This is a genomic window from Micromonospora sp. WMMD1120, from assembly GCF_029626235.1.
GTDB lineage: Bacteria > Actinomycetota > Actinomycetes > Mycobacteriales > Micromonosporaceae > Micromonospora.
The window spans coordinates 187,462-210,267 of the sequence record NZ_JARUBO010000005.1 but is presented as its reverse complement, the minus strand read 5'-3'; the positions used below and the strand labels follow the sequence as shown (position 1 = coordinate 210,267).

Genomic DNA, 22,806 nt, shown 5'->3' with positions numbered 1-22,806 from the left:
TCACCGGTGCCGGTTCACCCGGCGGGTACGCCCAGCGCGTCACACGTTGCATTTTCGTCGGTGGGGAGGTGTACTGTCAGCAGCAGTTAGAACGAGTGTTCGATTGCCTCGAACGCCCGTTCCAACCAGCCGGAGCGCGGTGTTTCGCGGCGCCGACTCCGGGCGGTGCGGCTCCGCGGGCCGCACCCGGGTTTCCGGGCAGTCGCGAGCCCGGTCCCAACAGGCAGGAGCGTTGCCCGCCGCCCACGACCCCCGGGCGGCGGGCAACGCACCCGCCGGTCCGCCGGCCGGGTGTGGTGTGGGGAAGCGTCCACACCCGGCCGGCCGCACCCGGTGCGTCTTCCTCCGCACCACCGACCTCGGCGTCCCGTCGGCGGCTTCAGCGCGCCGGGAGCGACGTCTCGGCCACGTGGAGGAGAAACACTGATGGCGACAAACCCGGCTCAGGCGCCGACGGTGCCGGCGCACGTGCTGCCGCACCGCACCCCCGCCCAACTCCTCACGTTGGCCCGTGGTGGGCTGGTCGAGGCCGGCCAGACCCGACCTGACGGCCTGCGCTACGCGGCCGCCCACCTGGCGGCGCTGCGCGCGGCGGCCGCCCTGCTCGCCGCCCGCGCCCGACCCGCGCCGAGCCGTCGCAACCGGATCACCAGCGTCTGGGTCCTGCTCTGCGCCGTCGCTCCGGAGCTCGACGAGTGGTCCCGCTTCTTCGCCGCCGGGGCCAGCAAACGGGCCGCCGCCGAGGCGGGCATCCCCCGGGTGGTCAGCGCCCGGGAGGCCGACGACCTGCTCCGCGCGGCCGAACAGTTCGTGACGGTGGTGGAGACCACGCTCGGCATGGCCCACCAACCGGCCCTGGACGGCCTCGCCGCCTGATCCGGCCGTGTCGCCGGCCGCCCCGCGGGGGGAGCCGGGCGGTCGGCGACACGGCGTGTCGGTCCTGATCTTGATCCACAGCAACGACGGGGGAGTTGGTCCAATGGCGGGCCGCATGGTGGTCGGTTCCGCCGCGCTGGCCGACCTGGTGCGCCCGGCGAGCGCGCCCGACCCGGTCGGCGGCCACCGGGTGCTGCCGGTGGTGCCCGAGCTGACCGGTCTGCTGCCCAACCGGGGCCTGCGCCGGGGCAGCACCATAGCGGTCGCCGCCGGCCAGCCCCGGCGCAGCGGTGGCACCTCGCTGATGCTGGCCCTGCTCGCCGAGGCGTCCCGGGCCGGCTCGTGGTGTGCCGTGGTCGGCGTGCCGACGTTCGGCGTGGGCGCTGCCGCCGAGCTGGGCATCGCCCTGGACCGGCTGGCCCTGGTGCCGACCCCCGGCCCCGAGTGGGCCACTGTGGTCGCCGCGCTGATCGACGGGGTGGACGTCGTGGTCACCGCCGTGCCGGCCACGGTCTCCACCTCGGTCGCCACCCGGTTGGCCGCCCGCGCCCGGCAGCGCGGCAGCGTGCTCGTTCCGTACGGCCGGTGGGACGGCGCCGACGTGACGCTCCAGGTGGTCCGTGGGGTGTGGGAGGGGCTCGGTCGGGGTCGGGGACGGCTGCGCCGCCGGGAGATCACCGTCTCGGCGCGCGGACGCGGGGCAGCCGCCCGCCCCAAGGAGATCAAGGTCTGGCTTCCGGGCTCCGAGCTGACCCGGGTGATCCCCCGCACGCTGTCCTCGCCCGCGAGCCGACCGGCCGCGCCGCTTTCCCTGGTCGGTAGGGGATGACCGGTTCGCCGGCACGGACCCTGCTGCTGTGGTGCCCCGACTGGCCGGTCCTCGCCGCCGAGATCGTCGACGGGGTGCCGGCGACCGGCCCGGTCGCCGTGCTGCACGCCAACCGGGTGGTCGCCTGCTCCGAGCGGGCCCGCGCCGAGGGGGTGCGGCGGGGCCTGCGCAAACGGGAGGCGCAGGGCCGCTGCCCCCAGCTCACCGTCGTGGAGTACGACCCGGGCCGGGACGCCCGGGCGTTCGAGCCGGTGGTCGCCGCGGTGGAGGAGCTGGTGGCGGGCGTCGAGGTGGTCCGGCCGGGCGCCTGCGCGGTGGCCGCCCGGGGGCCGAGCCGTTACCTGGGTGGCGAGGAGGCGGCCGCCGAGCGGATCATCGAGCACGTCGCCCAGTCCTGCCTGGTGGAGAGCCAGGTCGGCATCGCCGACGGGGTGTTCGCGGCCGGGTTGGCCGCGCGCGCCGGCCGGGTGGTGGTGCCGGGCGGGACACCGGAGTTCCTGGCCGGGCTGCCGGTCGAGGCGCTCGGCCGGTCGGCGCTGGCCGACCTGCTGCGCCGGCTGGGGGTGCGTACCCTCGGCGACTTCGCCGCGCTGCCGGCCGGCGACGTGCTGGCCCGGTTCGGGTTCGACGGCGCGCTGGCCCACCGGCTGGCCGCCGGGCGGGACCACCGCCCGCTCGCCGTCCGGCAGCCGCCGTCCGACCTGACGGTGACCGCGGAACACGAGGAGCCGATCGACCGGGTCGACACGGCGGCGTTCGTGGCCCGGGCGCTGGCGGAGCAGCTGCACGATCGGCTGGCCGGGCACGGGCTGGCCTGCACCCGGCTCGGCATCGAGGCGGTCACCGAGCACGGGCAGGAGCTGCACCGGGTGTGGCGGCACGACGGGCTGCTCACCGCCGCGGCCATCGCCGACCGGGTGCGCTGGCAGCTCGACGGGTGGCTCTCCGGCAGCGCCGGCCGCACCGGCGCCCGACCGGCCCGACCGACGGCCGGCATCATCCGGCTGCGGCTGATCCCGGACGGGGTGATCGCACAGGCCGGCCTGCAGACCGGCCTGTGGGGGGAGACCGGCGAGGAGCGGGAGCGGGCCCATCGGGCGTTGAGCCGGGTGCAGGGCATCCTCGGCCCGGAGGCGGTGGTCACCGCCGTGCTCGGTGGCGGGCGCTCCCCGGCCGACCAGGTGCGACTGGTGCCGTGGGGCGACGAACGCCTTCCGGCCCGCCCCGGCCCCGCCCCGCTGCCCGGCGAGCCGATCACCAGCGGCGCCGACCGGGCCGCCGGCTCCGGTCGGCCCGCTGACCGCAGCGGCGGCGCAGTTCCGCCGTGGCCGGGCCGGCTGCCGCCGCCCGCGCCGGCGGTGGTGCTGCCCAGCCCGCTCGCGGCCACCGTGCACGACGCCGCCGGTGAACCGGTGGTGATCAGCGCGCGGTTGGCGGTGAGCGCCCCACCGGCCCGGCTGGTGGTCGGCTCCGGCCAGCCGACGGAGATCGTGGGCTGGGCCGGCCCGTGGCCGGTGGACGAGCGCTGGTGGGCGCCGGCCGAGGCCCGTCGCCGCGCCCGTTTCCAGGTCAGCCTGGCCGACGGCGCCGCCCTGCTGCTGGCCGTCGAGGCCGGGCGGTGGCTGGTGGAGGCGATCTATGACTGAGGCGGTGCGCCCCAGGTCGGAGGCGGGCGTCCCGAAGAGCGATATGACTGTCAGGCATATCTATGACTCTCAGGTATGTCGCTCGCCAGCGGGTCCGGCCGCCGGGACCCGGCCACCCGGGAGGGCGGCCCGATGAGCTTCCACAACCCGAAGATGCCCTGGTCGGAGCTGGAGCGGGTGCTCTCCGGAAAACCCGGCGGCAAGAGGCCTGGCGAACGGCACCTGCACGTGGTGGACCCGCTCGCCGTGGACGCCGACGGGGGCGACTCCCCAGCCTGGAGCCGTCGGCGCGAGCAGTACCAGCCACCGGAGCTGACCCGCCCGGACGGCGTGGTGCCCTACGCGGAGCTGCACGCGCACACCAACTTCAGCTTTCTCGACGGTGCCAGTCACCCGGAGGAGCTGGCCGAGGAGGCGGCCCGGCTGGGGCTCACCGCGCTCGCCGTCACCGACCACGACGGCTTCTACGGGGTGGTCCGCTTCGCCGAGGCGGCTCGTACGCTGGGCCTGCCGACCATCTTCGGCGCGGAGCTGTCCCTCGGGCTGCCCGGCCCGCAGAACGGCGAGCCGGACCCGCACGGCGCGCACCTGCTGGTGCTCGCGCACGGCCACGAGGGGTACGCCCGGCTGGCCACCACCATCGCCCGCGCCCAGTTGCGGGGTGGGGAGAAGGGCCGCCCGGTCTACGGGGAGCTGGAGGAGGTCGCCGCCGAGCTGCGCGACCACGTGCTGGTGTTGACCGGCTGCCGCAAGGGGCACGTGCCGGGGGCCCTGCTCACCGAGGGGGTGGACGCGGCGGCCCGCGAGTTGGACCGGCTGACCGCGCTCTTCGGGGCGGAGACGGTGGCGGTGGAGCTGACCGACCACGGTCATCCGGTCGACGCCGACCGCAACGACGCGCTCGCCGAACTGGCCGCCGCGGCCGGGCTGCCGACGGTGGCCAGCAACAACGTGCACTACGCCAGCCCCGGCCGGCGTCGCCTGGCCACCACCGTCGCCGCGGTGCGGGCCCGGCGCAGTCTGGACGAGATCGACGGCTGGTTGCCCGCGGCGGCCACCGCCCACCTGCGCAGCGGGGCGGAGATGGCGGCCCGGTTCGCCGCGTACCCGGGGGCGGTGGCGCGGGCCGCCGAGTTCGGCGCGGAGCTGGCCTTCGACCTGCAACTGGTTGCGCCGCGGTTGCCGGCGTACCCGGTGCCGCCGGGGCACACCGAGATGAGCTGGCTGCGGAAGCTGACCGCCGACGGGGCCCGCGAGCGCTACGGGCCGCCGCAGGCGCACCCGACGGCGTACGCGCAGCTCGACCACGAACTGAACATGATCGAGGAGTTGGGATTCCCCGGCTACTTCCTGGTGGTCTACGACATCGTCACGTTCTGCCGGAAGCAGGACATCTACTGCCAGGGCCGGGGGTCGGCGGCCAACTCGGCGGTCTGCTACGCGCTGCGGATCACCAACGTGGACGCGGTCCGGCACCAACTGCTCTTCGAGCGCTTCCTCGCCCCGGAACGGGACGGCCCACCGGACATCGACGTGGACATCGAGTCCGACCGGCGGGAGGAGGTGATCCAGCACGTCTACACCCGCTACGGCCGGGAGCACGCCGCCCAGGTCGCCAACGTCATCTCCTACCGGCCCCGGTCGGCGGTGCGGGACGTGGCCAAGGCGTTCGGTTACTCGCCGGGGCAGCAGGACGCCTGGAGCAAGCAGATCGACAGGTGGGGCTCGGTCGCCACCGTCGACGTCGAGAACATCCCCGAGCAGGTGGTGCAGTACGCCAACGAGTTGCAGACGTTCCCCCGGCACCTGGGCATCCACTCCGGCGGCATGGTGATCTGCGACCGGCCGGTGATCGAGGTCTGCCCGGTGGAGTGGGGGCGGATGCCCGGGCGCAGCGTCCTGCAGTGGGACAAGGACGACTGCGCCGCTGTGGGCCTGGTCAAGTTCGACCTGCTCGGCCTCGGCATGCTCTCCGCCCTGCACTACGGCTACGACATGATCGGCGAGAGTCTCGACCTGGGTGACATGACCCTGGACGACCCGGAGGTCTACGACATGCTCTGCCGGGCCGACTCGGTGGGGGTGTTCCAGGTGGAGAGTCGGGCCCAGATGGCCACCCTGCCCCGGCTCAAGCCGCGCGAGTTCTACGACCTGGTGGTCGAGGTGGCGCTGATCCGGCCCGGTCCGATCCAGGGTGGCTCGGTGCACCCGTTCATCAGGCGCAAGAACGGCCAGGAGCCGGTGACCTTCGCGCACCCGCTGATGCGCAACGCGCTGGAGAAGACCCTGGGGGTGCCGCTGTTCCAGGAGCAGTTGATGCAGCTCGCCATCGACCTGGCCGGCTTCGACGCGGCCGAGGCCGACCAGCTGCGTCGGGCGATGGGCGCCAAACGCTCGGTCGAGCGGATGAACCGGATCGCCGACCGGCTCTACGCCGGGATGGCCGAGCGGGGCATCACCGGCGAGCTGGCCGACGACGTCTACCGCAAGCTCACCGCGTTCGCCAGCTACGGTTTCCCGGAGAGCCACGCGATGAGCTTCGCCTACCTGGTGTACGCCAGCTCCTGGCTCAAGCGCTACCACCCGGCGCCGTTCCTGGCCGCGCTGCTCAACGCCCAACCGATGGGCTTCTACTCCCCGCAGACCCTGGTCGACGACGCCCGCCGGCACGGGGTGCAGGTCCACCGCCCGGACATCAACGCCAGCGGCGCGAAGGCGGTGTTGGAGTCCACCCCGGACACCCGCTGGGGCAGCGTGCCGGGGGAGCCGCCGCACGCCTGGGGGCTGGGCGGGCCGGCCGTCCGGTTGGGGCTGTCCAGCGTGCGTACCCTCGGCGTCGAGGTGGCCGAGCGGATCGAGGCCGAGCGGGCGGCGCACGGGCCGTACCGGGACATGCCGGATCTGGCCCGGCGGGTCGGTCTCACCGCGGCGCAGCTGGAGGCGTTGGCCACCGCGGACGCCTTCGCCTGTTTCGGCCTGACCCGGCGGCAGGCGCTCTGGGCCGCCGGCGCGGCGGCCCAGGACCGGCCGGGCCGGCTGCCCGGCACGGTGACCGGCGCGGCGGCCCCGACGCTGCCGGGGATGGAGGCGGTGGACCGGCTGGTCGCCGACGTGTGGGCCACCGGGTTGTCCCCGGAGAGCCATCCCGCCCGGTTCATCAGGGGGCAGCTCGACGTGCTCGGCGCGGTGCCGATCGCCCGGCTGGGCCGGGTGGAACCGGGACAGCGGATCCGCGTCGGCGGCATCGTCACCCACCGACAACGTCCGGCGACCGCGGGCGGGGTCACCTTCCTCAACCTGGAGGACGAGACCGGGATGCTCAACGTCACCTGCTCACCGGGGTTGTGGCAGCGCTACCGGCGGGTGGCCCGGACCAGCGCCGCGCTGGTGGTCCGGGGGCGGTTGCAGCGGCACGAGGGGGTGACCAACCTGGTCGCCGACCGGCTGGACGCGATCGAGCCGCCGGTCAGCCCCGCCTCCCGTGACTTTCGGTGATCTTTTCGTTACCGGTGTTTCGGGCTCGGAGTCGAGGAGAAGAGGAGCAGTGCAGGTCGCGCGGGCGGTGCGGCGCGCGGATTCGGGGAGGACCAGATGGCACGGATACTGCGGGCGACAGCGGTCGTCGGCGCGCTCACAGTGGCGCTCGCCGGCTGCGGAGGCGTCGGTGGCGGCGACGGCGAGCAGGGCGGCACCGCCACCAGGGGCACGCTCAGCACCATGGGTTTCGGCTTCTCCGACGAGATCGCCACCACCCGCGTCGACGCGTTCAAGCGGGACCACCCGGACGTCGAGCTGACGATCACCGAGGGCGCCTTCGACGAGCAGCAGTTCCTCTCCGCCGTCGCCTCGGGCAACCCGCCGGACCTGGTCTACATGGACCGCAAACTGATCGGCACGTACGCCAAGCGCGGCTCCATCCAGCCGCTCACCGACTGTGTCGAGAAGCAGAACATCGACCTCGCGCAGTACCGGCCCGCCGCGCGCGAGCAGGTCACCCTCGACGGCACCGTCTACGGCATCCCGGAGTTCTCCACGGTCCGGGTGGTCTACCTCAACGAAGCGCTGCTCAAGCAGCTCGGTATGACCGCCGACCAGGTGAACCTGGCGGACTGGGCGGCGCTGCCCGCGCTCAACGCGAGGTTGGCCGCGGTCTCCGGCGGGCGGCTCACCCGGATCGGCATCGACCCGAAGATCCCCGAGTTCCTGCCGATGTGGGCCAAGGCCAACGGAGCCGACATGCTCTCCGCCGACGGCCGTACCGCCAAGCTGGACGACCCCAAGGTGATCGAAGCGCTGACCACCGGGGTCAACCTCATCCGGCAGCAGGGTGGCTGGGGAAACTTCAAGTCGTTCCGGGACACCTTCGACTTCTTCGGCGCGCAGAACCCGCTGTCGAAGAACCAGATCGTGGCGTGGCCCATGGAGGAGTGGTTCCTCAACCAGGCCGCCAAGAACACCCCGAACGCCGAGCTGGTGGTCAAGCCGTTCGTGGACCGGCAGGGCAGGCCGCTGACCCAGTCCGCCGGGCAGGCCTGGGTGATCACCAAGGGCGCGAAGAACCCGGACGCCGCGTGCGCGTTCGTCAAGCAGATGACCGCCACCGACACCTGGGTGGCCGCCGCCAAGGCCCGGGTGGACGCCCGCAAGGCCGCCGGTCAGCCGTTCACCGGCCTCTACACCGCCAACGAGGAGGCGGACAAGAGGATCTTCGACGAGCTGTACCAGCCGACCGGCAACAAGCGCTTCGACGACGCGGTGGTCACCATCCGCTCGGTGCAGGACGCCGCGTTCGCGGTGCCCGCCTCGCCGGCCGGCGCCGAGTTCGACAAGGCGTACTACGACGCCGTCAACCGGGTGCTCGCCGGTCAGGAGCAGCCCGCACAGGCGTTGCGGCGGGCCCAGGGAGAGGCCGCGGCGGCCCTCGACAAGGCCGCGAAGTAGGAGACGGTGGCCACCGTCACCGCTCCCGCCCCGGGCCGGCGTCGCCGTACGCCGCTGGCCCGGCGGGAGGCCCGCTGGGCGTACCTCTTCCTGGCGCCCTGGATCGTCGGGTTCCTGGTCTTCTACGCCGGGCCGATGGTCGCGAGCCTGTGGTTGAGCTTCACCGAGTACGACGTGATCAACCCACCCGAGTACACCGGGCTGGACAACTACCGGGAGCTGATGAGCGACCCGTCGGTCGCCCGCAGCCTGGGCAACACGGTCTACTACACGGCGCTGCACGTGCCGCTGGTGATGCTGATCTCGCTGGGGTTGGCGCTGCTGCTCAAGCGGGTCGGCCGGTTGCAGGGGTTCTTCCGGACCGTCTTCTACCTGCCGGTGATGACCCCGGCGGTGGCCGTCGGCATCCTGTTCCTGCTGTTGCTCAACACCCAGGACGGCTTGATCAACCGGGCGCTCGGATGGGTCGGGGTTTCCGGTCCGAGTTGGACCACCGACCCGAACTGGGTGATGCCGGGCATCATCCTGATGAGCCTGTGGAGTCTCGGCTCCACCGTGATCATCTACCTGGCCGCGTTGCAGAACGTCCCGCGCGACCTGTACGAGGCGGCGGCCATCGACGGCGCAGGCCCCTGGGCCCGGTTCCGCTCGGTCACCCTGCCGATGATCTCGGGGGCGCTGTTCTTCACGTTGATCGTCAACACGATCGCGTCGCTACAGATGTTCACCGAGGTCTACACGATGTACTTCGGTAACCGGCAGACCCAGAGCTCGTTCAACAGCGACGCGGCGAGCTTCTACGTCATCCACCTGTTCCGGGAGGCGTTCCAGTTCCTCCACATGGGCCTCGCCTCGGCGATGGCCTGGCTGCTCTTCGTGATTATCTTGGTGATCACCCTGGTGCAGGTGAAACTCAGCAACCGGTTCGTGTACTACGAGGGGGAAGACAAGTGATGGGCATGATGGGCCACAACGGCGTGGCCAACGCGCGACGGACCCGACTGACCGCCGGCTGGGTGCCCGCCCAGCGCCTGGAGCCGCGCGAGTACCAGGTCACCGACGGGCCGGTGGCGAACGCCCGGCGGTCCCGGGCGGAGGACGAGTTGGCAGCCGGGAACCAGCCGTGACGACAGCCGTCGAACGCAGCGCCGCCGCACCGGTACCCGGCCTCCGGCCGGCCCGGTCGGCGGCGCGCCGCCCGCCGGCCGAGGAGCCCGGCCGGTCACCCTGGCGCCGGGTGCTCTTCGTCGCGGCTCTCGTCGGCGCCGCGGTGATCTTCATGCTGCCGTTCGTCTGGCTGGTCAGCGCCTCACTGCGCCCCCGGGAGTACGTCTTCGCCCCCGGCTTCCTGCCCCTGCCGTTCGCCCCGGAGAACTACGCCGAGGCGTGGCGGGCCGTGCCGCTGCTGACCTGGTTCGGCAACAGCGTGGTGGTCGGGGTCGCCGCCGCCACGGCGGTCACCCTCTCCAGCGCCTGGGTGGCCTTCGGCTTCGCCTACTTCCGGTTTCCCGGTCGCAACCTGCTCTTCGGGCTGGTGCTGGCGACCATGATGCTGCCGTTCGCGGTCACCATGATCCCGACGTACCTGATCTGGTCGAACCTGGGTCTGACGAACACGCAGGTGCCGCTCTGGGCGGGCAACCTGTTCGGCTCCGCGTTCTACATCTTCCTGCTGCGGCAGTTCCTGCTGTCGCTGCCGCGGGAATACTTCGAGGCCGCCCGGGTGGACGGGGCGAGCTATCCGCAGTTGTTCTGGAAGATGGCGTTTCCGCTGATCCGACCGGCGTTGCTGGTCGCCTTCGTGTTCGAGTTCAAGGCCAGTTGGACGGACCTGCTCAAGCCGCTCATCTACCTGCGCGACGAGCAGCTCTACACCCTGCCGCGCGGTCTCAAGGTGGTGCTGGACCGGTTCGGCTACGGCGGTGAGCAGCAGTGGGAGATCGTGCTCGCCGGCAGCGTCCTGGCCACCATCCCGATGATCATTCTGTTCTTCCTGGCGCAGCGGCACTTCGTCGAGGGCATCGCCACCACCGGCCGTAAGGGCTGAGCGCGGCAGGTGACTAGGCTCGACCGGGTGGAGCAGACCCGAGGCCGGTTCGCCGGACCGCCGCTGACCCCCCGTACCGCAGTGATCTGGTCGGTGCTGCGCGCCGAGCTGGACCGACGCGGCGACGCCGAGCTGACCGTGCTGGACGTGGGCGGCGGCACCGGCGGCTTCGCCGTACCCCTCGCCCAGGCCGGGCACCGCGTCACTGTGGTCGACGCCAGCCCGGACGCGTTGGCAGCGCTGACCCGCCGCGCCGCCGAGGCCGGGGTCGCCGACCGGGTCGTCGCCGTGCAGGGCGACGGTGACGCGCTCGCCGGGCTGGTCGAGCCGGCCGGCGTCGACCTGGTGCTGTGCCACGCCGTCCTGGAGGTCGTCGACGATCCGACGCCGGTGGTGACCGCGGTGGCCACCGCGCTGCGCCCCGGTGGCGCCGCGAGCGTGCTGTTGGCCGGCCGGGCCGCCGCCGTGCTGGGCCGGGCGATGAACGGGCACCTGGACGTCGCGGCCGCCCTGGCCGCCGACCCGGCCGGCACCGCCGGCCCGCGCGACACCCTGCGGCGACGCTACGACGCGACCGGGGCCGCCGCGCTGCTCGGCGCCGCCGGGCTCATGGTCGAGGAGATCCACGGGGTACGCGTGCTCGCCGACCTGCTGCCGGCCGCCGTCTCGGACGGGCAGTCCGCCGCCGTGGTCGACCTGGAACGCGCGCTGGCAGCCCAGGTGCCGTACCGCGACCTCGCCGCCCAACTGCACCTGTTCGCCCGCCGACCGGCATGATCGCCGCACCGGGCGGCCCGCCGGCGCCGCTGGACGTCCTCGGGCCGGAGCACGGCGACGGCCGTCTCGCCGACGTGCTGCCCAGCGCGCTGGCCGTGCTGGGCGTGCCCGGCTCACCCGATCCGCTCGGGCTCGTGCCCGCGCTGGTCGGCGTACGTCGGATCGCCGTGCTGCTGGTGGACGGGCTCGGGTGGTACCAGGTGCCGACCGCCGCGCCGTACGCGCCGACCCTCGCCGGACTCGCGGCGACGGTGGGCCGGCCGCTCGTCGCCGGCTTCCCGTCCACCACCCCGACCAGCCTGGTGTCGCTGGGCACCGGTGTCGCTCCGGGGGCGCACGGGGTGGTCGGCTTCACCGTGCGGGTGCCCGGCACCGACCGGGTGCTCACCCACACCGACTGGGCCGCCGACCCGTCACCGTTGACCTGGCAGCCGGTGCCCACCCAGCTTGAACGCGCCCGCGCCGCGGGGGTGACCACGACGGTGGTGAGCCGTCCGGAGTTCGGTGGCAGCGGGTTGACGCTGGCCGCGAACCGGGGCGGCGACTTCCGGGGCGCCGCCGGCGGCCAGGCGGTGGCCGACGCCATGCTGGCCGCCCTGGCCACCGGCTCCGGGCCGACGCTAGTCTCCGGTTACCACGCCGACCTGGACCGGTACGGCCACGTCCACGGCGTCGACTCGGAGCCCTGGCGGATCGCCGCCACCGAGGTGGACGGCCTGCTCGCCCGGCTGGTCGACGGGCTGCCGTCGGACGCGGCGCTGCTGGTGACCGCCGACCACGGGCAGCTCGACATCCCCGCCGCGCACCGCTTCGACCTGGACACCGACTCGCGCCTGCGGGCCGGTGTACGGCTGGTGGCCGGCGAGGCGCGGGTGCGTTACCTGCACGTCGAGCCGGGCGCTGTCGACGACGTGATGGCCGCGTGGTCGGAGGTGCTGGGCGAGGCGGCGCGGGTCCGCACCCGCGACGCCGTGGTGGCAACCGGCTGGTTCGGGCCGGTCGCCGAGGAGCACCTCGCACGGATCGGCGACGTCGTGGTGATCTGCAACGACACGTACGCGGTCATGGCCAGTCGTACCGAGCGGCCGATGGCGTCGAAGCTGGTGGCGTACCACGGGTCGGACACCGCGACCGAGCTGACGGTGCCGCTGCTGGTCGTCCGGGGCTGACCGCCGGGCGGTGCTGTCGTACCCCCGGGTTAACCTGCCGTGATGGGCCGCAGTCAGTCGTTGCCCCGGGGCGGCGATCCGCGCTTCGGGCCGGATGCCGACGACTCCGGCAGCCCGATCCTGCACGTCGACATGGACGCCTTCTTCGCCGCCGTCGAGGTGCGCCGCCGACCCGAGCTCCGCGGCCGGCCGGTGATCGTCGGCGGGCTCGGGCCACGCGGGGTGGTCAGCTCGGCCAGCTACGAGGCCCGCCGCTACGGCGTCCGCAGCGCGATGCCGACCAGCCAGGCGCGTGCCCGCTGCCCGCAGGCGGTCTACCTGGCACCGGATTTCACCGCCTACTCGGCGGCCTCGCGGGCGGTCATGCAGATCTTCCGGGACGTCACCCCGCTCGTCGAGCCGCTCTCCCTCGACGAGGCGTTCCTGGACGTGACCGGCGCACGCCGCCTCTTCGGCTCCCCGGCCACCATCGCCCGGCTGATCCGCCGCCGGGTCGCCGACGAGCAGGCGTTGACCTGCTCGGTGGGGGTGGCGCCGAGCAAGTTCGTTGCCAAGCTGGGCTCCACCCGGGCCAAGCCGGACGGCCTGCTGGTCGTCCCGCACGGGCAGGTGCTCGACTTCCTGCACCCGTTGCCGGTGAACGCGTTGTGGGGGGTGGGGGAGCGGGCCGCCGAGGCGCTGCGCCGGCTCGGCCTGGCCACTGTCGGCGACCTCGCCGAGGCGCCGGTGGGCATGCTCCGCCGCGCGGTCGGCGCCGCCTCGGCGACGCACCTGCACGAGCTGGCCTGGGGACGGGACCCGCGCCGGGTCAGCCCCGAGCACGTGGACAAGTCGATCGGCGCGGAGGTGACCTTCGACGTCGACGTGGCCGACCCGCTGGAGATCCGCCGTGCGCTTCTGGCGCTCAGCGCGAAGGTCGGCGTCCGGTTGCGTGGCTCCGGCCAGGTCGGGCGCACCGTCGCGCTGAAGGTCCGGCTGGCCGACTTCCGCACCGTGAGCCGGTCCCGGACCCTCGACGTGCCCACCGATACCGCCCGGGAGATGTTCGACACGGCCTGGGCGCTCTACACCGCGTTGGACCCGGGCGAGCGGATCCGCCTCGTCGGTGTGCGGATGGAAGGGCTCGCCCCGGCGCAGGGCCTCTCCCAACAGCTCGCTCTCGGCGCCCCCGAACGTGGTTGGCGGGAGGCCGAAGCTGCCGCGGACGCCGCTGCTGCCCGTTTCGGGCGGTCCGTCATAGGTCCGGCCAGTCTGATGGGCGACCGTGATCCCCGTCGAAAGGAAAATCCAGAGCACCCGTAGGTCGTCCCGCTTTCCGACGCGCGACCCCCCTCGTAGACTTGCGGGTAAGCAGCCGGATGGCTGCCACGGTCTGTCGGCCCGAGTGGGCCGACCAACGTGACCGGGGAGGAGTGCCGTGCCGCTCTCGGAGCACGAGCAGCGGCTGTTCGAGCAGATCGAGCGGTCGCTTGCCGAGGACCCCAAATTCGCCTCGGCCGTGCGCGCCAGCGATCCGCGCTTCCACGCGCGGCGTCGCCTGCTCGTCGCCGCCGGCGTGATCATTGCTGGCTTGGCTCTACTGGTCTATGGCGCGGTGATCAAGACCCCACCGCTGGCGGTGGCGGGCTTCGTCGTCATGCTGGCGTCGGCCGCGTTCGCGGTGCAGTCCCACCGTCGGGCGCAGTCACCCGACCTGCACGTGGTGGGCGGCACGACGAGTCGTCGCCGTCCGCGCGGTGGTGGCCGTACCGGTCGCCGGTCGTCGCTGCTGGACCGGATGGAGGACAGGTGGCGGCAGCGCCCGGAGGGGCACCGCTGAGCCCGTCCCGCCGCTGAGGCGGTCGTACGCCGCGACGAGCCGGTCGCCGGACACCCGGCGACTTCCGTCGTATCCGCGCGCCCCGGCGCGTCGCAGTCTGTCGGCGTGATCGCGCCCAACCCTGGGCGTGGCGGCGTCGGAATCCGCACGCTCCCGGCGCGCCGCGAAACCCTCCGCGTGATCGCGCTGGTGTCGGTTTCCCGTGCCCTTCCGGCGCGCTGGGCCCCTCCGTTGATCGCGCTCGGTCCTGGAAGTAGTGGCCTCGGGGCGCGTTGAGGGGCCTCTTTCCTGGATCGAGCACGATCTTGGTGGCCTGGCGCGCCCCCCGCCCCGCCCCGCCCCCTCACCCCCTCACCCCCACGCGATCTTGCAGTTTCTGTCTAGACATTAGCCGTCAAAAGGGGCATACCGACGACAGCTAGTGCAAGATCGCGGGGGCGAGGGTGGGGCGGGGCGGGGTGGGGATGAGGGTGGGGCGGGGGTGGGGCGGGGATGAGAGCGGGGCGGCGGGGGTGGGCGCCGCCCCGGCGCCTCGGGTTGGGTTGGTCAGCGGGCCGCTCGTCCGGCCAGCAGTCGCCGGGGGTTCCAGCGCAGCAGCCGGTGCCGGGCCTGCGCGGTCAGCGCCACCATCCGGCTGGAGCGGTCCGCAAGGGCGGTTCGCCAGTGCAGCAGCACCGACGGCGGCAGCACGGCGGCGGCCAGGCGGGTGCGTCGATCCGCCCGTGCGGCGAGCGCGCCCCGGAGCGTACGGAGGGCGGGCAGCAGTCGCTCACCGGTCAGCGGATCCCGCGCGTAGCGGGCCCGCTCCTCCGCCCGGCCGAGCAGCCGTGCCGACCCGATCGCGTCGTCGTCCGTCAGCGTGTCCCGGACCAGCCGGTCGGCTGTCGCCCGGGGCGTCTCGGTCGGATCGACCGGGACCCGGAAGTCCACGAGCGTGTCCAGCAACTCCGCCCAGGCGGCGTGCGCGTCCGCGCGGGCCTGGTTGGCGTCCGCGCCGACCACCACCGGTCGGGTGTCCGGTCCGGTGCCGGTGTCGACCGTCACGGGGGCCGTCGCGGCCCTCGCCGCCCGGCCGGCCCGTCGTCGGCGCAGCGCCGCGCGGCGCAGCGCGGGCACCGCGAGCAGGAGCAGCAGCGCCACCACGCCCGCTGCCCACCACGGCCAGGCCGGTGGCTGCTCGTCCGGCGTCGTCCCGCCGAGGGAGAGCCCGTCGTCGATGTCCCGGTCGGCGTTGTCCGGTCCGGCCGGCCCGGCCGTCGCCTCGGGATCCGTCGGGGTCTCGGCGGTGCCGCTGCCCGGCGTGGTCGGCTCCGGCGCGTCGGTGTCCGGTGCCCAGGCGGACCGGGTGGAGCCCGGCACCCCGTACGCCGGGGTGGCGTCGAACGGCACCCAACCCACCCCGTTGAAGTAGACCTCGGTCCAGGCGTGCAGGTTGAGGTTCGTCAGCGTGAAGGTGTCGCCGTCGCGGTTGCTGCCGTTGGTGAAACCGAACGCCACCCGGGCCGGGATGCCGGCCGAGCGGACCAGCCAGGCCATCGCGGCGGCGTACTGCTGGCAGTAGCCGACCTTGTTGGTCAGGAAGTTGACGATGTCCTGGCCGCTGCTGCCGCTCGCGGTGCTCAACCGGTAGCTGAACCCGTTGTCCGCGGAGAAGTGCTGGTAGATCGCCAGCACCCGGTCGTAGTCCGTGCGCTTGCCCTGGATCAGCCCCTTGACCAGCTCCTCCACCTCCGGCACCGGCCCGGGGGTGGCGGTCATCTGCCGGCGTATCGGGTGCTCGGTGGACAGCGGCTGCGCGGCCCGCAGGACCGCCGGCGTGAACGTCGAGCGGACGTAGTCGAAGGAGTACTTCCGGCCCCGGGAGTTCTCCCGGTTGGAGAAGACGACCTGCTGGCCGGGGTCGTACAGCCAGTTGTCGCTGAGGTCGTCGGCGCGCACCGGCTCGGCGTACACCGGCATCAGCGACATGCTCAGGCTCTTGGTGACCTCGACGGTCGCCCGGTAGGTCGTCTGCTGCACGCCCCGGCCAGCCCGTTCGAGCGGGTCGGGCAGGTTCCGGTTGACCGACCGACCGCTCGGGCTGCGCGCCTGGAAACCGTTGGGTCGCAGCTCGTCGGCGACCGCGTACCGCAGGTAGAACGGGTTCGGCTCGGACGTGGTCACCTTGACCAGATCGGACACCTGGGACTGGTTGAGCTGGCCGGCGAGCGAGGCGAACAGGTCGATCCGGCCCGACGTGCCGCCCGGACCGGTGCCGTTGCCACTGCCGTTGCCCGACCCCCGGCTGAGCGAGTCGAGCAGCCCGCCGGTCATGCCGGGCACCGCCAGCGGCAGCATCACCGCCAGCACCACCCCGACCACCGCGAGCCGGCGGCCGGCGGCCGCCAGCGGCGAGGCCTCCCACACGTCGACGTCGCGGCCGTCGCCGGTGAACCGGCGGCCGAAGCGGCGTACGCGGTCGACGTTGTCGGTGACCAGCAGCCAGAGGTAGCCGGCGGCGCCGACCACGAACGGCACCGCCGGGACGCTGTCCACGTAGACGGCGACCGGCACCGAGTAGATGGCGAGCATCGGCAGCCCGGCCAGCGCGGGCCGGCGCAGCCCCACGGCCAGGACGTCCACGAGTACGGCGACGCCGCCGACGCCGAGCACGGCGATGAACAGCAGCGGATCGGTGTCCGGAACCTCGACCCCGTACGAGCGCATGTCCTGCACGGAGGCGGACAGCAGGTCGGCGAAGTAGCCGAACGTGCTCGGCGTGGGCAGCACGGCGAGGAGTTCCTTGCCGCTGGGGAACAGCCAGGTCAGGGCGAGCGCCAGGCCGGCCAGCATGCCCAGCACCTGACCCCACAGGGGTGCCCGGGCCAGTCGGGTCAACGCCGCCACACCGGCCACCACGGCGACCGCGATGATGGACTCGAGCAGCCACGTCCAGCCCTGGAAGATGGCCGACAGCGGCGCGGCGGCCAGCAGCGTGGCGGCGGCCGCCACCACGCCGATGTTCCGACTGGGGGTCATGAGGGGGACCTTCCGTTCATCGGACGCCGCCGGCCACCGTCTCGGCCAGCGCGGCGCGCAGGGCGAACCCCTGGGAGCCCCGGCCGGCCTGCGGCCAGAGCGCCGGGAGCCGGGCGCCGTGGTCGACGCCGACCACCCGCCAACCGCTCTGCAGCATGGCGAGCGCGGAGGCGGCGTGCGCGTGCTCCGCCTCGGCGCGGGCCTTCTCCGGCAGGCTGAGCCAGGTGGAGCTGTTCAGGAGGAAACCGACGCAGGTGGCGCCGTTGCCCCGCAGCCCGGCCAGCAGCTCCGCCTCGGCCACGCTCACGGTGCCGAACAGGCCGATGATCAGACCGCCGTCGGCGCGCTCGCGAACCCGCTGCACCAGGCTGGCGACCTCGGCGCGCTGATCCAGCCGGACCTCCGCGAGGTGGTCCAGCAGCACCCCGTCACCGCCGGCCTCCGAGGCGTCCACGTCCACCCCCGAGCCGGTGACCAGGCGCAGCTTGTAGCCGGCCTGGCGCAGGTGCACGGCGATGCTCGCGGCCGCGGAGACGGCCCACTCGAAACTGGCCGTCGGGCCCTCGCCGCGGTGGCCGTACGCCCGGGTGTCCAGGACGACGGTGGCCCGGCTCTCCCACGGTTGCTCCTCGCGGCGCACCATCAGCTCGCCGGTGCGCGCCGTGGACTTCCAGTGCACTCGCCGCAGGTCGTCGCCGCGCCGGTACTCCCGGGTCGCCGCGTCGTCCTCACCGTGCACGGCCACCGAGCGGGCCCGGCTGTCGCCACTGCCCGCGTACTCCCCGGGGAGCCGGACCGACGGCAGCGGGGTGACCTGCGGGATCACCGTCAGGTGGTCGGTGCTGGGGAAGGACCGGGCCAGCTCGCAGAGACCGAACGGGTCGGTCATCCGGACCACCAGCGGGCCCACGTCGTAGCGCCCGCGCACGTCGGCCCGCACGGTGTACGCCACGGAGCTGGCCTGGTGCGCGCCGAGCCGCTCCAACACCACCCGGGGCCGGCTGCCCAGCGCGTACGGCAGCCGGTCCTCCAGCAGGAGGGTGCCGGTCGGCAGCCGGGACAGGTTCTGCAGGCGCAGCACGACCCGGGAGTTGGCGCCGACCGGAACCCGGTGCGGGTCCAGGGAACGGTTGCAGGCCAGCTTGTACCGGCTGCGCCCGACGTAGGCGGCGGCGAGCAACGGCAGGATGGCCAGCAGCACCGCCACCCGGAGCAGGTCCTTCTCGCCGAGGATGCCGGCCGAGACCGCTGCCGCCACCGCGGCGGCGAGGAAGGAGCGGCCGCGGGTGGTCAGCCCGCGCAGCCCGGCACGCACGTCATGGCCTCCGTGGCTCGTAGGGCGCGCGACCGTTGCCGGTGGCGGGCCGGGTGTCGTAGGGGTTGCGCTGCCTGTCGTGCGGCAGCGGCAGGCGGTGCACCAGCTCCGAGACGATCGCGTCGGTGGTGCGGCGGGCGAGCTGCGCGTCGGCGGTCGGGATGATGCGGTGCGCGAGCACCGGCACCGCGAGCGCCTGGAGGTCGTCGGGGAGGACGTAGTCGCGGCCCTCCAGGGCGGCGACCGCCCGAGCGGTGCGCAGCAGTTGCAGGGTCGCCCGGGGGGACGCGCCGAGACGCAGGTCGGGGGCTTCGCGGGTGGCGGTGACCAGGTCGATCGCGTACTGCTTGACCGCGTCCGCGACGTGCACCTGCCGGACGGTGGCGATGAGCTGCCGGACGGTGGCGGCGTCGGAGACCGGGCGCAGCTCGTGCAGCGGGTCGGTCGCGCCGTGCCCGTCGAGCATCGCCAGCTCGGCCCCGGAATCCGGGTAACCCATCGCGATGCGGGCGGTGAACCGGTCCCGCTGCGCCTCCGGCAGCGGGTAGGTCCCCTCCATCTCGATCGGGTTCTGCGTGGCGATGACCATGAAGGGGGTCTGGAGCTGGTAGGTCACCCCGTCGACGGTGACCTGCCGCTCCTCCATGCACTCCAGCAACGCCGACTGCGTCTTGGGGGAGGCACGGTTGATCTCGTCGCCGACCACCAGGTTGGCGAACACGGCGCCGGGGCGGAACTCGAAGTCGTGGGTCTCCTGGTTGTAGACGCTGACGCCGGTGACATCGCTGGGCAGCAGGTCGGGAGTGAACTGGATACGGCGCACCGTGCAGTCGATGGACCGCGCGAGGGCCTTGGCCAGTTTGGTCTTGCCGACCCCGGGAACGTCTTCGATGAGGAGGTGGCCCTCGGCGAGCAGCACGGCCAGAGCGAGCCGCACGGTGGCGGTCTTACCCTCGATGACCTGCTCGATGTTGGCCACGATGGCCTCGCTGGCGGCGCGGAACTCGTCGTGCGGCAGCAGGCCGCCCACCTCGTCCCAGGTCTGTTGTGTCACGGGCCTCCTCCTCGTCGCCGTCACGGCAGCTCTGTTGTAGAGCACCTGGACCCGCCGTTGGGTTCGCGACGTCGAGCCTCGATTGCCGCAGGAATCTCACTGGCCTCTCAGGCTAACCATGTTTGTCGTTATCGCCGAACCCCGCAGGTAGTCCGCCGGTTACGCACCGGATATCAGCCAGGCGGAGGGACGGTGCCGAAGCGCCGACGGGTACGCGGGTCCGGCCCGGCGATAGTGCCGCGTCAACGGACCGGGTGGCGGGGTACACTGCGGGACATGGCCGGAGTCTTCCTGCTTCTTACCGGGCCGTGCTGATGCGCTGACACAGCGACAGCACGGCGGCCCCTCCTGCGCGAGGGGCTTTTTTGTGCCCGCTGCCGGTCCGGCCCGGTGGCGCCGAGACGAAGCGAAGCGAAGCGAGGAGAGACGATGAGCGAGGCAGCCGCACCGGCGGACGACATCCCCCCGTTCCGGTACACAGCGGCCCTGGCCGACGAGATCGAGATCCGTTGGCAGGACATCTGGGCACGCGAGGGCACTTTCCACGCGCCGAACCCGACCGGCCCGCTGGCCGACCCGACCCACCCGCGCGCCGACGCGGAGAAGCTGTACGTGCTGGACATGTTCCCGTACCCCTCCGGGGCGGGCCTGCACGTGGGCCACCCGCTGGGCTACATCGGCACCGACTGCTACGCCCGCTACCAGCGGATGGCCGGCCACAACGTGCTGCACGCGATGGGGTTCGACGCGTTCGGCCTGCCCGCCGAGCAGTACGCCGTGCAGACCGGCACCCACCCGAGGACCACCACCGAGCAGAACATCGAGCGGTACAGGGCGCAGCTGCGCCGGCTGGGCCTGGCGCACGACGAGCGGCGCTCGGTGGCGACCATCGACACCGACTTCTACCGCTGGACCCAGTGGATCTTCCTGCAGGTCTTCAACTCCTGGTACGACAACGACGCCGGCCGGGCCCGCCCGATCGCCGAGCTGATCGCCGAGTTCGAGGGCGGCAACCGGCCCACGCCGGACGGGCGCGCATGGGCCGAGCTGAGCGTCGCCGAGCGCCGCCAGGTCGTCGACGACCACCGACTGGCGTACGTCTCGCAGGCGCCGGTGAACTGGTGCCCCGGCCTGGGCACCGTGCTGGCGAACGAGGAGGTCACCGCCGAGGGGCGCTCGGAGCGGGGCAACTACCCGGTCTTCAAGCGCAACCTGAAGCAGTGGATGATGCGCATCACCGCGTACGGTGACCGGCTGCTGGACGACCTGGACAGCCTGGACTGGCCCGAGCCGATCAAGCTGATGCAGCGCAACTGGATCGGCCGGTCGCAGGGAGCGCACATCGACTTCCCGACCACCGCGGCCCCGGTCCGGGTCTTCACGACCCGTCCGGACACCATCTTCGGCGCCACCTACATGGTGCTGGCCCCCGAGCACGAGCTGGTCGACACGCTGGCGCCGGCCGCCTGGCCGGAGGGCACGCGCGAGGTCTGGACCGGCGGTCACGCCAGCCCGCGTGCGGCCGTCGAGGCGTACCGCAAGGCCGCCGCCGCGAAGACCGACGTCGAGCGGCAGGCCGACACGAAGGAGAAGACCGGCGTCTTCATCGGGGCGTACGCCACCAACCCGGTCACCGGCGGGCAGATCCCGATCTTCATCGCGGACTACGTGCTGGCCGGTTACGGCACCGGCGCGATCATGGCGGTGCCCGCGCAGGACGAGCGGGACTGGGCGTTCGCCGAGGTCTTCGAGCTGCCCATCGTGCGTACCGTGCAGCCGGCGGAGGGCTTCGACGGCGCGGCGTACACCGGGGACGGCCCGGCCATCAACAGCGCCGCGCCCGAGCGCGGCCTGGACCTGAACGGCCTGGGGGTCGCCGACGCCAAGGCCGCCATCATCGCGTGGCTGGAGGCGAACGGGCACGGCACCGGCGCGGTGACCTACCGGCTGCGCGACTGGCTGTTCTCCCGGCAGCGGTACTGGGGTGAGCCGTTCCCGATCGTCTACGACGAGACCGGCGCTGCCATCGCCCTGCCGGAGGAGATGCTGCCGGTCGAGCTGCCGGAGGTGGACGACTTCTCGCCGAAGACGTTCGACCCCGACGACGCAAACAGCAACCCGGAGACCCCGCTGTCGCGGCGGCGCGACTGGGTCGAGGTCGAGCTGGACCTGGGTGACGGGCCGAAGCGCTACACCCGGGAGACCAACGTGATGCCGCAGTGGGCCGGCTCCTGCTGGTACGAGCTGCGCTACCTGGACCCGACCAACTCGGAGCGGTTCGTCGACGCGGAGAACGAGCGGTACTGGATGGGTCCGCGCGGCGAGGGCGACTGCGGGGGCACCGACCTGTACGTCGGCGGCGCCGAGCACGCCGTGCTGCACCTGCTGTACGCGCGGTTCTGGCACAAGGTGCTGTACGACCTGGGGCACGTGTCGTCGTTCGAGCCGTTCCGCAAGCTGTTCAACCAGGGCATGATCCAGGCGTACGCCTACACCGACTCGCGCGGCAGCTACGTGCAGGCCGAGGACGTGGTCGAGCGCGACGGCGCGTACTACCTGGAAGACCTGGTGGTCAACCGCGAGTACGGCAAGATGGGCAAGTCGCTGAAGAACGTGGTGACCCCCGACGACATGTGCGCGGCGTACGGCGCGGACACCTTCCGGGTGTACGAGATGTCGATGGGTCCGCTGGAGGTGTCCCGCCCCTGGGAGACCCGGGCCGTGGTCGGCTCGTACCGGTTCCTGCAACGGGTCTGGCGCGCTGTCGTCGACGAGCAGACCGGCGCGCTGCGGGTCACCGAGGACCCGGCCGACGAGGCGACCCGCCGGCTGCTGCACAAGGTCATCGACGGTGTGCGCGGCGACATGGACGGCATCCGGTTCAACACCGCCATCGCCAAGCTGATCCAGCTGACCAACGGGCTGACCGGGCTGTCGGCGACGCCCCGCGAGGTGGCCGAGCCGCTGGTGCTGATGGTGGCGCCGTTCGCTCCGCACCTGGCCGAGGAGCTGTGGCGCAGGCTGGGCCACGACACCTCGCTGACGTACGTGGACTTTCCGACCGCCGACCCGGCGCTGCTGGTGGCCGAGACGGTGACCTACCCGGTGCAGGTCAACGGCAAGGTCCGGGGGCGCGTCGAGGTCCCCGCCGACGCCGCCGAGGAGACCGTCCGCGCGGCGGCCCTGGACGCGGTGGCCGCGTCGCTGGCCGGCAAGGCACCGCGCAAGGTCATCGTCGTGAAGGGCCGAATGGTCTCCGTGGTCGCCTAACCCGTCACGCCGCGCCCCGCGCCCCGCGCCCGGCCGCGGGGCGCG

At 73.1% G+C, this 22,806-nt stretch carries 16 protein-coding genes; 13 read left to right on the top strand and 3 right to left on the bottom strand.

Annotated elements, in window-relative coordinates; genetic code table 11:
• Positions 1 to 426 precede the first annotated feature (426 nt).
• The 12 genes from O7634_RS01005 (at position 427) to O7634_RS00950 (ending at position 14,104) form a co-directional block, all read left to right on the top strand.
• Positions 427 to 876 carry an SAV_6107 family HEPN domain-containing protein gene (locus O7634_RS01005; RefSeq protein ID WP_278148292.1) on the top strand — a complete coding sequence of 150 codons (450 nt, stop codon included), beginning with the start codon at positions 427 to 429 and terminating at the stop codon, positions 874 to 876.
• A 103-nt stretch (positions 877 to 979) separates the two neighbouring features.
• Positions 980 to 1,705 carry a hypothetical protein gene (locus O7634_RS01000; protein WP_278148291.1) on the top strand — a complete coding sequence of 242 codons (726 nt, stop codon included), beginning with the start codon at positions 980 to 982 and terminating at the stop codon, positions 1,703 to 1,705.
• Complete coding sequence (locus O7634_RS00995) at positions 1,702 to 3,351, top strand: DNA polymerase Y family protein (protein ID WP_278148290.1); 1,650 nt, start codon at positions 1,702 to 1,704, stop codon at positions 3,349 to 3,351. Before O7634_RS01000 ends, O7634_RS00995 begins: the two co-directional genes overlap by 4 nt.
• A 132-nt stretch (positions 3,352 to 3,483) precedes the next feature.
• Positions 3,484 to 6,846: an error-prone DNA polymerase gene (locus O7634_RS00990; RefSeq protein ID WP_278153821.1), complete on the top strand. Its 3,363-nt coding sequence runs from the start codon at positions 3,484 to 3,486 to the stop codon at positions 6,844 to 6,846.
• Positions 6,847 to 6,942: 96 nt separating this feature from the next.
• A complete protein-coding gene (locus O7634_RS00985; protein WP_278148289.1) occupies positions 6,943 to 8,292 on the top strand; it encodes an extracellular solute-binding protein in 1,350 nt (449 codons plus the stop codon).
• A 6-nt stretch (positions 8,293 to 8,298) separates the two neighbouring features.
• Complete coding sequence (locus O7634_RS00980) at positions 8,299 to 9,246, top strand: sugar ABC transporter permease (RefSeq protein ID WP_278148288.1); 948 nt, start codon at positions 8,299 to 8,301, stop codon at positions 9,244 to 9,246.
• Entirely contained in the window at positions 9,246 to 9,419 is a 174-nt protein-coding gene (locus tag O7634_RS00975) for a hypothetical protein (protein WP_278148287.1), read from the top strand. The genes O7634_RS00980 and O7634_RS00975 overlap by 1 nt, the downstream gene beginning before the upstream one ends.
• Positions 9,416 to 10,339, top strand: a complete 924-nt coding sequence (locus O7634_RS00970; RefSeq protein ID WP_278148286.1) for a carbohydrate ABC transporter permease — start codon at positions 9,416 to 9,418, stop codon at positions 10,337 to 10,339. The genes O7634_RS00975 and O7634_RS00970 overlap by 4 nt, the downstream gene beginning before the upstream one ends.
• 9 nt (positions 10,340 to 10,348) lie before the next feature.
• The gene (locus O7634_RS00965) at positions 10,349 to 11,116 is read left to right on the top strand and encodes a methyltransferase domain-containing protein (protein WP_278148285.1); all 768 of its coding nucleotides are present in this window, start codon (positions 10,349 to 10,351) and stop codon (positions 11,114 to 11,116) included.
• Positions 11,113 to 12,285: a nucleotide pyrophosphatase/phosphodiesterase family protein gene (locus tag O7634_RS00960; RefSeq protein WP_278148284.1), complete on the top strand. Its 1,173-nt coding sequence runs from the start codon at positions 11,113 to 11,115 to the stop codon at positions 12,283 to 12,285. Before O7634_RS00965 ends, O7634_RS00960 begins: the two co-directional genes overlap by 4 nt.
• 42 nt (positions 12,286 to 12,327) lie before the next feature.
• A complete protein-coding gene (locus O7634_RS00955) occupies positions 12,328 to 13,587 on the top strand; it encodes a DNA polymerase IV (RefSeq protein ID WP_278148283.1) in 1,260 nt (419 codons plus the stop codon).
• Positions 13,588 to 13,702: 115 nt separating this feature from the next.
• Positions 13,703 to 14,104, top strand: coding sequence for a DUF3040 domain-containing protein (locus O7634_RS00950; RefSeq protein WP_278148282.1), 402 nt, complete (start codon positions 13,703 to 13,705; stop codon positions 14,102 to 14,104).
• Between the two features lie 546 nt (positions 14,105 to 14,650).
• On the opposite strand, the gene O7634_RS00945 is transcribed toward O7634_RS00950, so the two are convergent.
• From O7634_RS00945 to O7634_RS00935, 3 genes are read right to left on the bottom strand one after another with little or no spacing between them, the layout of a single operon-like run.
• Positions 14,651 to 17,122, bottom strand: a complete 2,472-nt coding sequence (locus tag O7634_RS00945) for a DUF3488 and transglutaminase-like domain-containing protein (RefSeq protein WP_278148281.1) — start codon at positions 17,120 to 17,122, stop codon at positions 14,651 to 14,653.
• Between the two features lie 16 nt (positions 17,123 to 17,138).
• Positions 17,139 to 18,437 carry a DUF58 domain-containing protein gene (locus O7634_RS00940; RefSeq protein ID WP_278148280.1) on the bottom strand — a complete coding sequence of 433 codons (1,299 nt, stop codon included), beginning with the start codon at positions 18,435 to 18,437 and terminating at the stop codon, positions 17,139 to 17,141.
• 1 nt (position 18,438) lies between these two features.
• A complete protein-coding gene (locus tag O7634_RS00935; RefSeq protein WP_278148279.1) occupies positions 18,439 to 19,491 on the bottom strand; it encodes a MoxR family ATPase in 1,053 nt (350 codons plus the stop codon).
• Between the two features lie 429 nt (positions 19,492 to 19,920).
• On the opposite strand from O7634_RS00935, the gene leuS reads away from it, so the two are divergent.
• Positions 19,921 to 22,761 (top strand): leucine--tRNA ligase, encoded by a 2,841-nt coding sequence (gene leuS / locus O7634_RS00930; RefSeq protein WP_278148278.1) that lies wholly within the window; start codon positions 19,921 to 19,923, stop codon positions 22,759 to 22,761.
• The last annotated feature ends 45 nt before the right edge of the window (positions 22,762 to 22,806 follow it).

Excerpts from the sequence above, each read along its gene's own strand:
- O7634_RS01005 (WP_278148292.1), top strand. The coding sequence starts at position 427 with ATGGCGACAAACCCGGCTCAGGCGCCGACGGTGCCGGCGCACGTGCTG.
- O7634_RS01000 (WP_278148291.1), top strand. The coding sequence starts at position 980 with ATGGCGGGCCGCATGGTGGTCGGTTCCGCCGCGCTGGCCGACCTGGTG.
- O7634_RS00995 (WP_278148290.1), top strand. The coding sequence starts at position 1,702 with ATGACCGGTTCGCCGGCACGGACCCTGCTGCTGTGGTGCCCCGACTGG.
- O7634_RS00990 (WP_278153821.1), top strand. The coding sequence starts at position 3,484 with ATGAGCTTCCACAACCCGAAGATGCCCTGGTCGGAGCTGGAGCGGGTG.
- O7634_RS00985 (WP_278148289.1), top strand. The coding sequence starts at position 6,943 with ATGGCACGGATACTGCGGGCGACAGCGGTCGTCGGCGCGCTCACAGTG.
- O7634_RS00975 (WP_278148287.1), top strand. The coding sequence starts at position 9,246 with ATGGGCATGATGGGCCACAACGGCGTGGCCAACGCGCGACGGACCCGA.
- O7634_RS00960 (WP_278148284.1), top strand. The coding sequence starts at position 11,113 with ATGATCGCCGCACCGGGCGGCCCGCCGGCGCCGCTGGACGTCCTCGGG.
- O7634_RS00955 (WP_278148283.1), top strand. The coding sequence starts at position 12,328 with ATGGGCCGCAGTCAGTCGTTGCCCCGGGGCGGCGATCCGCGCTTCGGG.
- O7634_RS00945 (WP_278148281.1), bottom strand. The coding sequence starts at position 17,122 with ATGACCCCCAGTCGGAACATCGGCGTGGTGGCGGCCGCCGCCACGCTG.
- leuS (WP_278148278.1), top strand. The coding sequence starts at position 19,921 with ATGAGCGAGGCAGCCGCACCGGCGGACGACATCCCCCCGTTCCGGTAC.